The sequence below is a fragment of the Pseudomonas sp. NPDC089758 genome, from assembly GCF_044748705.1.
GTDB classification, from domain to species: Bacteria; Pseudomonadota; Gammaproteobacteria; order Pseudomonadales; family Pseudomonadaceae; genus Aquipseudomonas; species Aquipseudomonas putida_X.
Map to the genome: position 1 here is coordinate 190,958 of NZ_JBIVGN010000002.1, position 13,072 is coordinate 204,029.

12 protein-coding genes are annotated in these 13,072 nt (G+C 61.6%); 1 reads left to right on the forward strand and 11 read right to left on the reverse strand.

The window, feature by feature from the left end; genetic code table 11:
- Window positions 1-45: 45 nt before the first annotated feature.
- Window positions 46-747: an orotidine-5'-phosphate decarboxylase gene (gene pyrF / locus ACIPZH_RS03630; protein ID WP_012313329.1), complete on the reverse strand. Its 702-nt coding sequence runs from the start codon at window positions 745-747 to the stop codon at window positions 46-48.
- Window positions 748-930: 183 nt separating this feature from the next.
- Here pyrF and ACIPZH_RS03635 point away from each other — a divergent pair, with 183 nt between their 5' ends.
- The gene (locus tag ACIPZH_RS03635; RefSeq protein WP_241802938.1) at window positions 931-1,098 is read left to right on the forward strand and encodes a DUF2897 family protein; all 168 of its coding nucleotides are present in this window, start codon (window positions 931-933) and stop codon (window positions 1,096-1,098) included.
- Between the two features lie 125 nt (window positions 1,099-1,223).
- Here ACIPZH_RS03635 and ACIPZH_RS03640 read toward each other — a convergent pair whose 3' ends face one another.
- The 10 genes from ACIPZH_RS03640 to ACIPZH_RS03685 all read right to left on the reverse strand — a co-directional run bounded on the left by ACIPZH_RS03640 (window position 1,224) and on the right by ACIPZH_RS03685 (window position 13,066).
- Entirely contained in the window at window positions 1,224-1,556 is a 333-nt protein-coding gene (locus ACIPZH_RS03640; RefSeq protein WP_400635166.1) for a ComEA family DNA-binding protein, read from the reverse strand.
- Between the two features lie 186 nt (window positions 1,557-1,742).
- On the reverse strand, window positions 1,743-3,752 hold the full coding sequence (locus tag ACIPZH_RS03645) for a nucleoside-diphosphate sugar epimerase/dehydratase (protein WP_241802936.1): 2,010 nt from the start codon (window positions 3,750-3,752) through the stop codon (window positions 1,743-1,745).
- A 44-nt stretch (window positions 3,753-3,796) separates the two neighbouring features.
- The gene (locus tag ACIPZH_RS03650; protein ID WP_267821914.1) at window positions 3,797-4,801 is read right to left on the reverse strand and encodes a glycosyltransferase family 4 protein; all 1,005 of its coding nucleotides are present in this window, start codon (window positions 4,799-4,801) and stop codon (window positions 3,797-3,799) included.
- A complete protein-coding gene (locus ACIPZH_RS03655) occupies window positions 4,798-5,766 on the reverse strand; it encodes a UDP-glucose 4-epimerase family protein (RefSeq protein WP_400635169.1) in 969 nt (322 codons plus the stop codon). The genes ACIPZH_RS03650 and ACIPZH_RS03655 overlap by 4 nt, the downstream gene beginning before the upstream one ends.
- 58 nt (window positions 5,767-5,824) lie before the next feature.
- A complete protein-coding gene (locus ACIPZH_RS03660; protein WP_400635171.1) occupies window positions 5,825-6,955 on the reverse strand; it encodes a glycosyltransferase family 4 protein in 1,131 nt (376 codons plus the stop codon).
- Entirely contained in the window at window positions 6,952-8,097 is a 1,146-nt protein-coding gene (locus ACIPZH_RS03665; protein WP_349976079.1) for a glycosyltransferase family 1 protein, read from the reverse strand. Before ACIPZH_RS03665 ends, ACIPZH_RS03660 begins: the two co-directional genes overlap by 4 nt.
- Entirely contained in the window at window positions 8,094-8,990 is an 897-nt protein-coding gene (locus ACIPZH_RS03670) for a GDP-mannose 4,6-dehydratase (RefSeq protein ID WP_267821909.1), read from the reverse strand. Before ACIPZH_RS03670 ends, ACIPZH_RS03665 begins: the two co-directional genes overlap by 4 nt.
- Window positions 8,990-10,021: a GDP-mannose 4,6-dehydratase gene (gene gmd, locus ACIPZH_RS03675; protein ID WP_241802931.1), complete on the reverse strand. Its 1,032-nt coding sequence runs from the start codon at window positions 10,019-10,021 to the stop codon at window positions 8,990-8,992. The genes ACIPZH_RS03670 and gmd overlap by 1 nt, the downstream gene beginning before the upstream one ends.
- Before the next feature lie 265 nt (window positions 10,022-10,286).
- The gene (locus ACIPZH_RS03680; protein ID WP_400635174.1) at window positions 10,287-11,744 is read right to left on the reverse strand and encodes a TolC family outer membrane protein; all 1,458 of its coding nucleotides are present in this window, start codon (window positions 11,742-11,744) and stop codon (window positions 10,287-10,289) included.
- Complete coding sequence (locus tag ACIPZH_RS03685; RefSeq protein WP_400635176.1) at window positions 11,741-13,066, reverse strand: HlyD family type I secretion periplasmic adaptor subunit; 1,326 nt, start codon at window positions 13,064-13,066, stop codon at window positions 11,741-11,743. The genes ACIPZH_RS03680 and ACIPZH_RS03685 overlap by 4 nt, the downstream gene beginning before the upstream one ends.
- Window positions 13,067-13,072 lie beyond the last annotated feature (6 nt).

Below are 13,072 nucleotides of genomic sequence, written 5' to 3' on the forward strand. Positions count from 1 at the left end.
AACGCCACCCATGTTGAAAAGGTTGCTGTGAAACGCCTGCAGGTGTCAGCTACGGATCTCGGCGACCACCGCTGCCAAGGCCTGGGCCGGGTCTGCCGCCTGGCTGATCGGGCGGCCGATCACCAGGTAATCCGAGCCGGCATCCAACGCCTGGCGCGGGGTCAGAATGCGGCGCTGATCATCTTGCGCGCTGCCAGCAGGGCGAATGCCCGGTGTTACCAACTGCAGGGACGGGTGCGCAGCCTTGAGCGCCGGCGCTTCAAGTGCCGAGCACACCAGCCCGTCCATGCCGGCTTTCTCGGCCAGTGCCGCCAGGCGCAGCACCTGCTCTTGCGGTTCGATGTCCAGACCGATGCCGGCCAGGTCTTCACGTTCCATGCTGGTCAGCACGGTCACGCCGATGAGCAGTGGCTGCGGGCCGCTGCGCTTGGCCAGCACTTCGCGGCAGGCCGACATCATGCGCAGGCCGCCGGAGCAGTGCACGTTTACCATCCACACGCCCATTTCGGCGGCAGCCTTCACGGCCATGGCGGTGGTGTTGGGGATGTCATGAAACTTGAGGTCCAGGAACACCTCGAAGCCCTTCGCGCACAGCGACTCGACAATGCCGGACGCGCTGCTGGTGAACAGCTCCTTGCCAACTTTCACCCGGCACAGGGCAGGGTCGAGCTGGTCGGCCAGTTTCAGGGCGGCGTCACGGGTGGGGAAATCCAGGGCGACGATCAGGGGCGTCTGGCAGGCGGACATGGTCGGGGTCTCTTGGCAAGTCGTAAACGGCGCGCATTGTAAACGAAGTGGCCCAGGCTTTGGGGGCCGCGGATCACCAGATTTGGCCAGGCCGTGCCCGGCTCCTATAATTGAACCAATGAATACGGCCATTGCTCAACATGCATACACGCCACGTTGTGTGCGATCACAGGAGATAACCCCATGCCTTGGTATGCCTGGCTGATACTGATCTTAGCCCTTGGCTCGATCGTGGGCGGGTTGATGATGTTGCGCGATACGGCGAAGAAACTGCCCTTGACCGACGAGCAGTTGAAGAAGGTACACGAGCGCAATGCCGAGGCGGATGCCAAGGATGCGCGGGATCGGTAGGCCTAGGGTACGGTGTTTTGAATGCCCTGCGTATTTGGGGTTGCGTAGCTCGAGTGCCGCGCGGGCGGCGCTCGAACTCAAGGGCGCTAGTACAAGCAAGACGGGCTAGCGGATGACAGTGCCCCCTACTCCACCGTCAACTTGTCACGATTGCGTTCGAGCAGCGCCTTGCCGATGCCCTTGATCTCCAGTAACTCGTCCACCGACGCAAATGGCCCGTGCGCCTCCCGGTATGCGACGATCGCTTCAGCCTTGGCCTTGCCGATGCCGTTGAGGCCCTGCTGTAACGTGATTGCATCTGCACTGTTCAAGTTCAGCCGGCCAGCCGAGGCAGCCGCTTGAGCCACCACAGGTGCCGGCTCGGCCATCATTGCGCTGGCTGCCGGCGCGGCGCTGGTCGCCATGGACAGGCCAGCGAACAGTGGCAGGAACAGGTAGGAAAGAACGATATTACGCATTGTGGACACTCCTTCGAGAAAGTTTACGAGGCAGCGTTTCCTTGGCTGCCCGGTAAAACTAACGGCTCGAAGGCCCCTGAGAAAGCCCGCGGATCAAGGGATTGGTTACCAAATTCAACAGCTGACAGCACACAATGGCGTCAGCTGTAGGAAGGTGCCCAGCGCATTGAAAGAGCAAGGGCAGTGCTAACGGTCCCGGCGCTGCTGCTGGTAAACCCAGTCGACGATGTCACCCTCTGGCGAGTAGCCGCTGACCAGTTCGCGCAGCAGTTGCCGCACGCGGGTAAAGTCATCTTCGGCCACTGCCTTGAACAGCACGGCCAAGCGCTCGCGCAATACTTCCCAGGCGATGAAGTCTTCGTTGGCCGCCATGATCATCGGGTGGGCCGTAGGGGAAACGTCATCGCCAATCAGCAGCTCTTCATAAAGCTTCTCGCCGGGCCGTAGCCCACTGAACTCGATGGCGATGTCACCGTGCGGGTTATCCGGGCTGCGCACACTGAAGCCCGACAGGTGGACCATCTTTTCTGCCAGTTCGACGATTTTCACCGGCTCGCCCATGTCCAGCACGAACACATCGCCCCCCTGCCCCATCGCGCCCGCCTGCACCACCAGCTGCGCAGCCTCGGGAATGGTCATGAAATAGCGGGTTATCTTCGGGTGGGTCACCGTCAGCGGCCCCCCGGCTTTGATCTGCTGGTGGAACAACGGAATCACAGAACCGGAAGAACCCAGCACATTGCCGAAGCGCACCATGGTGAAGCGGGTTTTGTTCACCCGGGAAATCTTGCTGCTGTCGCCGTACATCACCGGCGCCGCTTCGCGGCTCAGCGCCTGCAGGATCAGCTCGGCCAGCCGCTTGGAGCTGCCCATCACGTTGGTCGGGCGCACGGCCTTGTCGGTGGAGATCAGCACAAAGTTGGCCACGCCCGTCTGCAGCGCGGCCTGCGCCGTGCACAACGTGCCAAACACATTGTTGAGAATGCCTTCGGCCACGTTGTGCTCGACCATGGGTACGTGCTTGTAGGCCGCAGCGTGATACACGGTGTCCACCCGCCAGGTGCTCATCACATCGGCCAGGTGCTGCTGGTTACGCACCGAGCCCAGGATCGGCAGCAACTGCACCGCCAGAGACTCGCGCGTAATGCGCTGCTCAAGCTCGGTGAGGATGCTGTACAGGTTGAATTCGCTGTGGTCGAACAGCAGCAGGGTCTTGGGTTCCAGCCCGATGATCTGCCGGCACAGCTCGGAGCCGATCGAGCCGCCCGCGCCAGTCACCAGCACGGTACGCTTCTTGTTGCACCGCCAAAGCAGTTCATCCTGCGCCGGCACCGGGTCGCGCCCCAGCAGGTCGGCAATGTCGACGTCCTGGATGTCATCGACTTTTACCCGGCCACTGGCCAGGTCGGCAAACGCCGGCACACTGCGCACATGCAAGGGGTAAGGCTCGAGGAAGGCGAGAATCTCTTTACGCCGCGCGCGTGAAGCGGTTGGCAGCGCCAGGAGTATTTCCTGGGCGCCGGTTTCTTTGATCATCTGGTCAAGGTGCTTGGGCTTGTACACCTGCAGGCCGGAGATGACCCGGTTGGCCAGGTCGCCGTCATCGTCGATGAAGGCCACAGGACGCATCACACGCCCCATGCGCAATGCCGCCAGCAACTGGTTGCCGGCCGTGCCAGCGCCGTAAATGGCGACTTTGACCTGGCCATCGTCACGGTTGGTAAAAGGGATTTGATGAGCACCGCTGAACCAGTCGCCGAGGAAATACTGGCGCATGATCAGGCGCAAGCCGCCCATGATGACCAGGCTCAGCCACCAGTAATTGAAAATGATCGAACGCGGCACGATGACCTGATGGTTGCTGTACCAGTAGACCACCACAGCGAGTATCAAGGAGGACAAGGTGACCGCCTTGATGATGGCAACCAGCGCATCATTGCCAAAGTAGCGCATCACCGCGCGGTACATGCCAAAGCGGATGAACAGCGGAATAGCCACGATCGGCGCAGCCAGGAACAGCCAGGTGTGTTCGATGATGGGGTTGTACATTTCATCGATGCCCAGGCGCACGATGAACGACAGCCACAGGGCAAACCAGATAAGCACGACGTCGGTGCACACCTGTATCAGGCGCTTCTGACGCCGGGACAGGTTCACCAGGTACTGGCGCACCCTGTCTTTATTCGCGTCACTCATCCGGTTCTCCTAAGCCACATATGCCCCAGCCCACTCTGGCCATGTTATTCGCGTTCGCCTGCGCGATACTTGATCGCCAGCAGTGTAAGAGGCGCGTAGGCAATCAAGGTTCCCGCTGCGCCATCAAGCTTGAACAGCAGCACGGCTGCAGCCACGGGCAGCAACCAGCCGATATTGATGGCCGCCACCGCCAGGCTGACGGGTAGATGGCTGCCGTACTGCCGTGACGCATATTGGTAGGCATGGCTGCGATGGGCTTCATAGACTTTTTCGCCCCGCAACAGGCGCCGCCCCAATGTGAACGTGGCATCGACCACGAACACACCCATAAGTATTAACCACCCCCAGAATAATAGCGGGTTTATCCAGGCTGCCTGCAGTGCCAGAAGGCCCAGTACGATACCCAGGAAACCACTGCCGGCATCGCCCATGAATATCCGCGCCGGGGGGAAGTTCCAGGCCAGGAAACCCGCCACCGTCGCCGCCAGCAGCAAGGGCAACCCGATCGCCTGTGGGTGACCGGTAATCGCGTAGAGCAGGCAACCGCCGAGGCACACGCAAATGGCCTCGATACTGGCGATACCGTCGATGCCATCCATGAAGTTATAGAGGTTCAACAGCCAGACCAGGTACAACGCGGCGAGGATAGCGCTCAGCCAGGCAATGTCCAGCGGTAGGCCGAACAGCGTAATCGCAGGCATGCCCCCCAACCAGTACAACCCCCAGGCGGCCGCTACAAAGTGGCCGAGCAAGCGCCAGCGTGCGGCGATATGCCCGTGGTCATCCATGAAGCCGATCAGCGCCACCAGCCCCCCGGCCCCGAGCAGGCCGACCAGCAATCGGAACGGGACCACCCCGCTCCACCCCAGCACCAGCAGGGCGGCCAGGAATGTAATGACGAACGCCAGGCCGCCACCGCGTGGCGTGGGCAAGGTGTGCGAACTGCGCGCATTGGGGATGTCCAGCAAGCTGCGCGCCAGCGCGTAACGCCGAAGCCCTGCGGTCAGGGCAAGTGAAATGAGGCCAGCAGCGATAATCAGCCATATCATGGGCGGTGGCCTTCCAGAAAAGCGCGGGCGGTGGCGTCAAGCCCCTGCTGCAAGGTGAACGGGGGGCGCCAGCCCAGCAGCAGCTGATTCTTGGCAATATCCACCTGCAAAGACCCTAGCAAACGCTGGGCCAGGTCGTGCCGGCCAACCAGATTGGCAGCGCTCTGGAGCAGGGCCGGGGGCACCGGCAACAGCCGCGCCGGGCGGCCGAGCGCACGCCCCAAGGCCCGCAAGAGCTCGCTCAAGGACACATCCTCGCCATCGCTGGCCATGAAAGTCTGGTTACGGGCCTGCGGGTGATCGATGCAGGTAACCACAAGATCTACGAGGTTTTGCACCGAGACCAGGCTGCGACGGTTATCGACAGCCCCCAATGGCAACGGCACCCCGCGCTGCACCCAGCGCATCATGCTGTGGAAGTTGGCTTTGACCCCTGGGCCATAGACCAATACCGGCCGAATAATCACGATCTCCATACCGGTGGCCACGGCTACCTGGCATAACCCCTGCTCCGCTTCATGTTTGGAAATGCCGTAGGCATCCAGCGGCATGGCTGCATCATCGGCACGCAAGGGCTGGCCCGGAATACTGGTCTCGCCGTTGACCTTGACCGAGCTGATGAACACGAAGCGCCGTACCCCCGCCGCTGCTGCTTGCCGGGCGAGGTTGAGCGTGCCCTCGACATTGACCCGGCGGAACGCGGCCAGGCTGTCGGCGGCGGTTTCTTTCATGACGTGCACGCGCGCGGCGGCATGCACCACGGCGTCCACCCCGGCCAAGGCTTCAGCCCAATCCGTCGTGGCGGCCAGGTCGCCTACGTTGACCGCCGGTATGTCCGCCGGCCCCGTCCCAGCACGGCGCAAAGCCGCCCGAGGGGCGTACACGCCGATTGAAGCCAGCCTGTGGCAGAGCGCGCTGCCGACAAAACCGCTGGCGCCGGTGACGAGAATGGTTTGTCTATCCATGAGTGAACATCCAGCCCGCAGGCGTAACAATAGTGCAAGTGCAAACGGCCCCTGGGAATCAGGCGGGGCCTTGCCTGCCTTGTAACAGGCTACGGTAAAGCTCAGCGTATGAGGCGGCCATCAAAGGTGCGGTAAAGACCTCTTCATAGCGCTGCAACGCTTTGGCCCCCATGGCCTGGGCCATGGCTGGGGTGTCCCACAGGCGCTGCATGGCCTGTGCCAACGCCGTGGCATCCCGTGGCGGCACTACCAGCCCGGTCTGATCGGCCAGGTTGATGAACGTGGTACCCGAACCCATTTCACAAGAAATCAGCGGCTTGCCGTACATGGCCGCCTCCAGCAGCGAAATGCCGAACGACTCGGAGCGCAGGTGCGACGGGAACACGAAGCCGTAGCACAGCTCCAGCAGCGCGGCTTTGTCTTCATCGGGCAGGCCGCCGAGAAAGTGCACATTGTCCAACCCCAGTTCGGCGGCCTGCTGCTTGAGCTGCCCTTCGAGGAAGCCGCCGCCCATGATCGCCACTGGCAAGCCATTGAGTTGCGCGGCCTGCAGCAAGTAGTCCAGGCCCTTGTAGTAGCGCAACGCGCCGACGAACAGGAAAAACCGCTCACCCAACCGCGCGCGCCAGTACGCCAGCTTTTGCGCGGATGCCTTGGGGTAGGTCGACCGGTCCAGGCCATAGGGGATGATCGAGACCTTGTCTTTGAAGCGCGTCAGCACCGGGCTATGCGCGGCATAGTTGGGCGAGGATGCGACAACCCGGTCCACGCTCTGGAAAAAGCGGGCCATCAACGGCTGATAGAGTTTGAGCAACCACTTCTGCTTGACGATATCCGAGTGGTAGCTCACCACGGACGGCTTGTTCACCCGTGCCATGAAATGCACAAGGTCCATGTAGGGCCAGGGGAAATGGTAATGGACGATATCCGCCTCCCTGGCCAGCTCGGTGAAGTCCTTGAGGGCCGACAGCGAGAAGCCGGTAGAGGCCACGTGCAGGTCAAGCTTGGCGCGGTGGGCCAGGTGGTTGGCCACCGGCTGGTTGCGCGCCGCCCCACGGTTGCTGAGGTAGAGCACTTGCGAATCGATACCCTCGGCTCGGCAACCTTCGGCGATCTGGAAAATGACCTGCTCGATACCGCCCATGGAGTCGGGGTAGTAGGTCTTGAAAAAATGCAGAACCTTGATCATTGCCCTTCCCTGACTTTGCGGTAAACCTCGAGGGTGGCTTGTGTGCAGCGCTCCCAAGAAAACCCGCCGGCATGGCGCAGCCCCTGCTCTACCGCGGCCGCGCGCCAGGCTTGATCCTCAAGCCCGCGCTGCAACAACGCCGTGAGCCCGTCCACGTCGTCGGGCGCGCACATCAAGGCGGCCTGGCCTGCCACTTCAGGCAGTGAAGAGCTGTTGGAACACACCACCGGCACCCCGGAGCTCATGGCTTCGAGCACGGGCAAGCCGAACCCTTCGTAATGCGACGGGAAGGTGAACAGCCGGGCCCCGGCAAACAGCAAGGGCAGGTCTTGGGCGGCAGCGAACCCCAGGTAACGGGCCCAGCCCTGCTGTTGCGCCTGAGCGATACGGGCGTGGATCGCTTCGCTGCGCCAGCCGTGGTAGCCGGTAAGCATCAGCGGCCAGCGCTGGCGTAGCGCCAGCGGCAACCTGCCGTAAGCGTCCAGCAAGGTTTCGATATTCTTGCGCGGCTCGATGGTGCCCACGAACAGGCTGTAACCGCCCGGTTCCAGGCCGTGCCGGGCAAGGGTTTCGCGCAGCATGTCGGGGCTACGCGGGTAGAACTCTGGCGAACTGGCCAGCGGCACCGCGTGGATCCGCTCAATGGGCCAGGCAAAGTAATCGGCCAGCTCCTGACGGGTGTAGTGCGAATCGGTGATCAACGCATCGGCGCGTTCCAGGGTAAGCGTGAGCTCTTTTTGCAGGTAACGCGCTATCTGCGGCGCATGGCAGTGCGCCCAGGTGAATGGCGACAAGTCGTGGAAGGTCGCCACACTGCGGCCGGCGAAGGGCGGCAGGTAGTAGTTGGGGCTGTGGTAGATGAATTGCTCATAGCCCTGCAAGGCCCGCTTGCGCAAAAAGGGCATCAGCCGGCGATACGCTTCGACCGCCAAGGCGTTCTTCTGCACGAAACGCTTTAGGCCATGCACGGCATCGGACTGGTCCGACGGCTGGGGCAAGCCTGGCAGGAAGCGCCGACCGGCAAACAGCTGCAGGTCGGTGATCTCGCTACTGTTCTGCAGCCGCGACGCCAGTTCGTAGGTATAGCGTCCAATGCCGGTCAGCGGGAAGCGGATCGGCTCGACGGAAAGGATGAGCTTCATTTACCCGCAAGCATCCAACCCAGGGTTTCATCCAGTGTCGGGGTTTGCCAGCCGGGTACCAGGCTGCGCAGCAGGCTGTTGTCGCCGCACAAGGTCTTGACCTCGTTGGCGCGGACAAAAGCCGGGTTCACCTGTACGTCGATCTGATGCCCGGTAATGGCCGAGCACTTGGCGATGACTTCGCGCAGCGAATGGGTTTGCCCGGAGCTGACGTTCACCGTCTGCCCCAGCGGGCGCGCTTCGATCAGCCCGCGGTAAGCCTGCACAACCGCACGCACGTCGCTGAAATCGCGCCATACGTCGAGGTTGCCCAGTTCGATGGTGCTTGCCTTGCGGCTGAAGTGCGAAACGATCTTGGGCAGCAGGAAGTTTTCTGCCTGCCCAACACCGGTGTAATTGAAGGGGCGCGTGATGACGATTGGCAAACGGTCGAACCACAACCGCGCCATGTATTCCATGGCCAGCTTGCTGACCGCGTAATCATTGGCGGGCGCCGGCGGCGTCTGCTCGCCCAGCATCCCTTCGGAAACATTGCCGTATACGTTGGCACTGCTGGCAATCAGCACACAATCCGGTGCTTTGCCGCAGGCTGCGATGGCTTCGAGCAGGTTGCGCGTGCCGACCAGGTTGACCTGGTAGAACGCATCGGCTGCGCCGTGCCCGACAAACGCAATGGCAGCCAGATGCACGATGACATCCGGCTGCACTTCGGCCAGCAACGCGCGCAAGGCCGGGCCGTCGGTGAGATCGACCTGGTGGTAGTCCGGGGCATCCAGCACTTGGCTGCCCGTACCGACTACTTCATAGCCACTGGCTCGCAACTCGGCCGCCATGTAGCGGCCCGTGAACCCCTGAACCCCTGTGATAAGCGCGCGTTTACTGGCCATTTGCATCAGAACGAGAACCCTTTTTCGTTACGACGCAGGTCGGCTTCGACCATCATGCGGCACAGCTCTTCCAGGCTGGTTTTTGGCTCCCAACCCAGCACTTCCTTGGCCTTGGCCGGGTTGCCGATCAGCAGCTCCACTTCGGCAGGGCGGTAGAATTTCGGGTTGATCACGACCAGTACCTTGCCGGAGGCGGCGCAGGTGCCCTGCTCTGCCTCGTCCTTGCCGCTCCAGTTGATTTCGATACCGGCTGCCTTGAAGGCCATGGTCACGAAGTCACGAACGGTTTCGGTACGGTTGGTGGCCAGCACGAAGGTGTCTGGCTCGTCAGCCTGCAGCATGCGCCACATGCCTTCGACGTATTCCTTGGCAAAGCCCCAGTCGCGCTTGGCGTCGAGGTTGCCCAGCTCCAACTTGTCGAGCAGGCCGAGTTTGATCTTGGCTACCGAGTCGGTGATCTTGCGGGTCACGAACTCACGGCCGCGCAGAGGCGACTCATGGTTGAACAGGATGCCGCTGGTGGCGAAGATGTTGTACGACTCACGGTAGTTGATGGTCATCCAGTGAGCGTACAGCTTGGCCACGCCGTAGGGGCTGCGCGGGTAGAACGGGGTGGTTTCTACCTGCGGGATTTCCTGCACCTTGCCGAACATTTCGGAGGTGGAGGCCTGGTAGAAGCGCACTTTCGGGTTGACGATACGGATGGCTTCGAGCAGGTTGACCGCGCCCAGGCCGGTGATTTCGGCGGTGGTCAGCGGCTGTTCGAACGACACGCCAACGAAGCTCTGCGCGGCGAGGTTGTACACCTCGGTGGCTTCGGTGGTTTGCAGCAGGCGGATGCTGGCCGACAGGTCGGTGAGGTCGTACTCGACCAGGTGCAGGTTGGGGTTGGTGTGGATCCCCAGTTCCTCAATGCGCCAGAAGTTGACCGAGCTGGTGCGACGGTAGGTGCCGTAGACCGTGTAGCCCTTTTCCAGCAGCAGTTCCGCCAGGTAGGCGCCGTCTTGACCAGTGATCCCAGTGACGATTGCTTTCATGCGACTTAACCAACTCCGATAGTGCCGTGCGGGCATGTGTGATTATTAGACCGGCGCGGGCTGTTCCTGCCGCGCGCACGTTAAGGTTCGGTGACGGAGTATACATCTGTTGGGCGATGTGCTCGACTCAGAAAAAGCTTGTGTTGGGCAGCCGGTAGTTTTTCCCCGGCGATAGGTGTGGTGGGTGGGGCAGGTACCTGGCGAGGGATTTTGCAGGGCCTACGAGATCGAGCGCCGCGCGGGCGGCGCTCACCCACTCCTGCGCTCAATTCAGCGCAGTTGCACCCTGCACCGCCTTACCAGCCACGGGCCGCGCAGCAGCCGCGCCATCAACACGGGCCACATCGCCACCAGGCAAGCTGGTCTCGGGCACCGGGCTCAACCACACGTTCACGTTGTCCACGCTTTCCTGATTCAACTCCCCTGCCCAGCGATTGAGCAGGAACAGGTTGGTAATGAAATCATATTGCGATCTCAACAGATCACGCCGCGCCTTGAACTCGTTCTGTACGGCCGTCAGCACATCCACGGCGTTGACCACGCCGTAGGTGAACGCCTTTTGCGCGGCAACGCTGGACTTCTGCGCTGAGGACAACGCATTACGGTTGGCGCGGATCTTCTCGACACTGGACTGGGCAGTGAGATACGCCGTGGTGGTTTCTTTGACCACTTGGCGGCGAACGCCTTCCATCTGCTCTTCGGCCGCCAGTTGCTCGTCATACAGCCCCCGCACCCGGGCAGAAGTGGAACCGCCGCTATAGATTGGGATTTTCACCCCGAGCGTGGCCACATAACTGTCGCTGCGCGGCGCCTGGGTGTTGTCGTACCCTTGGTCACTTTGCTGTGCACTCAAACTCAAAGACAGCTGAGGATAATGCTCGCCCTTGCCCTCACGCACCGCGGCATTGGCCGCCTCGGCGCCGCTTTGCGAGGCCTTGAGCATCGGGTTGGTTTCAACCGCCTGGGTAATCCAGCTTTGCAGCGGGCGCGTCGGCGCCTGCAGTGCCACATCATTTCGCACCCGGCTCAGCGGTTCATTGATTGGCCGCCCGACAATCTCGGCCAATGCCTCACGGCTGACCTGCACCTGGTTGCGTGCGTCGACCTCTTGCGCCGCCAGCGAATCGACACGCGCCTGCATGTCGAGCTTGTCGGTGATCTTGGCCATCTGCCGGTCGAACATCATGCTGACGCGGTCAAGGTTCTTTTGCGTGGCGCGGCGCTCGGCCTGCACCAGCGCCAGCTCATCGTCTGCCGCCAGGGCAACGAAGTAGCGCTTGGCCAGGTCGACGGTCGCTTCGGCCAAGGTATCCTCGGCCTGCTGGCCTTTCTGGGCCTTGACGCTCTTGGACTTCTGGTAACGCTCCCAGGCCGGCTTGTTGTACAGGTACTGGGTCAGGCTGAGGGAGTAGGTTTCGTTGTTATAAATGTCGCGCGACAGTTCGTTCTTGCGCAACACACGGCTGGAGTTGGCGTTGGCCGACACCTGCGGCAGCAAGCCACCCAAGGCTTCACGCTGCTGCTCGGCCGCCGAACGCGCCCGGGCGTAGGCAGCCAGCACGCGAGGGTCTTCCAGACGGGCTTCGCGGTAGAGCCCTGCGAGGTCCAGGGCGTAGGTCGATGCGGCAACACCTCTTGGCATTCCGCCCTGGGACTCCACCGCCATCGCCTGCCAGGCAGTCATGCAAATCAAAACACCAGGTAGCAAACGCAGCACAATCATTCCTCGATCAGCGATTCAGCGAACATGTTGCGCGCCGGTTTCAGCAGGTACTGCAGCATCGTGCGGTCGCCTGCGTTGATCAGGACATCAGCTGGCATGCCTGGTTGCAGCTTGCGGTTGCCGAGTTTTTTCATGCCGTCTTCAGTAACCTTCACCCGGACCAGGTAGTACGGGTCCCCGGTACGTTCCTCAGTCAGGCTATCCGCGGAGATACGGATCAGCGTGCCTTCGATAACCGGGGTTGTCGCTTGGTTGAAGGCACTGAAGCGGATATCCGCCGTCTTGCCCAGTTCGAGGCGGTCGATGTCTTTCGTCGCAACCTTGGCTTCGACCACCAGTTCCGAAGAAGCAGGGACAATATCGAGCAGTGGCGTAGCCGCACTGACCACACCGCCGATGGTGTGCACCTTCATGTCCAGCACCATGCCGCTTTCCGGCGCGCGGATCACCACCCGCGATAGGCGGTCCCGCAGCGCAGCTTCTTGCTCCTGTAAGTCGAACACCTGCGCCTGCACTTCGGAAAGCTCGTTGGCCACATCCGAATCGAATTTCTTTTTCAATTGCACGATCTGCAGCTCGGTTTCGCCGATCTGCAGCTTGGTCTTGGTGATGGTCGACTCATGGTCGGCCACTTCGGTCTTGAGCATGTCGAGTTTGCGCTCCTGCTCGAGCAGGCGCTGGTTATCGACGAAGCCTTCGGCCAGCAGTTCTTTGAGCTGCTTGATTTCACCGGTGTAGGACTTTTCCAGGTTGCGCTTGGTGCGAATCATGTCATTGAGGCCAGCGATCTGCTGCTTCATCTGCTCGATGCGCTCGCGGTTGACCGATATCTCGCCTTGCAACGCATCGTGCCGCGCCTTGAACACCTGCTGCTCACCTGCCAGGGCTTCCATGGCACGGTCCGAATCGGTGCCCTCCATGGTTACAGCCGCAATAGCCTGTAACCCATCGCGCTCGGCGCGCAGACGCGCTTCTTTATAGCGAGCCACGATCAGCTGGTTACGGGTGGACTCATACTCGGAACTTAGTTGAGCTTCATCCAGCACGATCAGCGGGTCGCCCTGTTTGACCAGGTCACCGTCACGGGCCAGCAGTTCCTTGACGATACCGCCTTCCAAGTGCTGAACGGTCTTGCGGTAGTTCTGCACGGTGACAACGCCAGAGCCGTGGACGGCATTGCTCAAAGGGGCGACCGCTGCCCAGGTGCCAAAAATGCCGAAGGTAACAAAAACGATGGTGAGGCCGATGCGGCGAATACCGCGATCGGAGGTGGGCATGTCATCGAAATTGTGGTCGAACGTGGTGATTGCTTTGCTGCTCATCAAAAA

Bases quoted from the DNA above. Each gene is read 5' to 3' on its own strand.
- ACIPZH_RS03650 (WP_267821914.1), bottom strand. From the start codon at position 4,801: ATGATATGGCTGATTATCGCTGCTGGCCTCATTTCACTTGCCCTGACC.
- ACIPZH_RS03680 (WP_400635174.1), bottom strand. From the start codon at position 11,744: ATGATTGTGCTGCGTTTGCTACCTGGTGTTTTGATTTGCATGACTGCC.
- ACIPZH_RS03645 (WP_241802936.1), bottom strand. From the start codon at position 3,752: ATGAGTGACGCGAATAAAGACAGGGTGCGCCAGTACCTGGTGAACCTG.
- ACIPZH_RS03655 (WP_400635169.1), bottom strand. From the start codon at position 5,766: ATGGATAGACAAACCATTCTCGTCACCGGCGCCAGCGGTTTTGTCGGC.
- pyrF (WP_012313329.1), bottom strand. From the start codon at position 747: ATGTCCGCCTGCCAGACGCCCCTGATCGTCGCCCTGGATTTCCCCACC.
- ACIPZH_RS03640 (WP_400635166.1), bottom strand. From the start codon at position 1,556: ATGCGTAATATCGTTCTTTCCTACCTGTTCCTGCCACTGTTCGCTGGC.
- ACIPZH_RS03670 (WP_267821909.1), bottom strand. From the start codon at position 8,990: ATGCAAATGGCCAGTAAACGCGCGCTTATCACAGGGGTTCAGGGGTTC.
- ACIPZH_RS03665 (WP_349976079.1), bottom strand. From the start codon at position 8,097: ATGAAGCTCATCCTTTCCGTCGAGCCGATCCGCTTCCCGCTGACCGGC.
- gmd (WP_241802931.1), bottom strand. From the start codon at position 10,021: ATGAAAGCAATCGTCACTGGGATCACTGGTCAAGACGGCGCCTACCTG.
- ACIPZH_RS03685 (WP_400635176.1), bottom strand. From the start codon at position 13,066: ATGAGCAGCAAAGCAATCACCACGTTCGACCACAATTTCGATGACATG.
- ACIPZH_RS03660 (WP_400635171.1), bottom strand. From the start codon at position 6,955: ATGATCAAGGTTCTGCATTTTTTCAAGACCTACTACCCCGACTCCATG.
- ACIPZH_RS03635 (WP_241802938.1), top strand. From the start codon at position 931: ATGCCTTGGTATGCCTGGCTGATACTGATCTTAGCCCTTGGCTCGATC.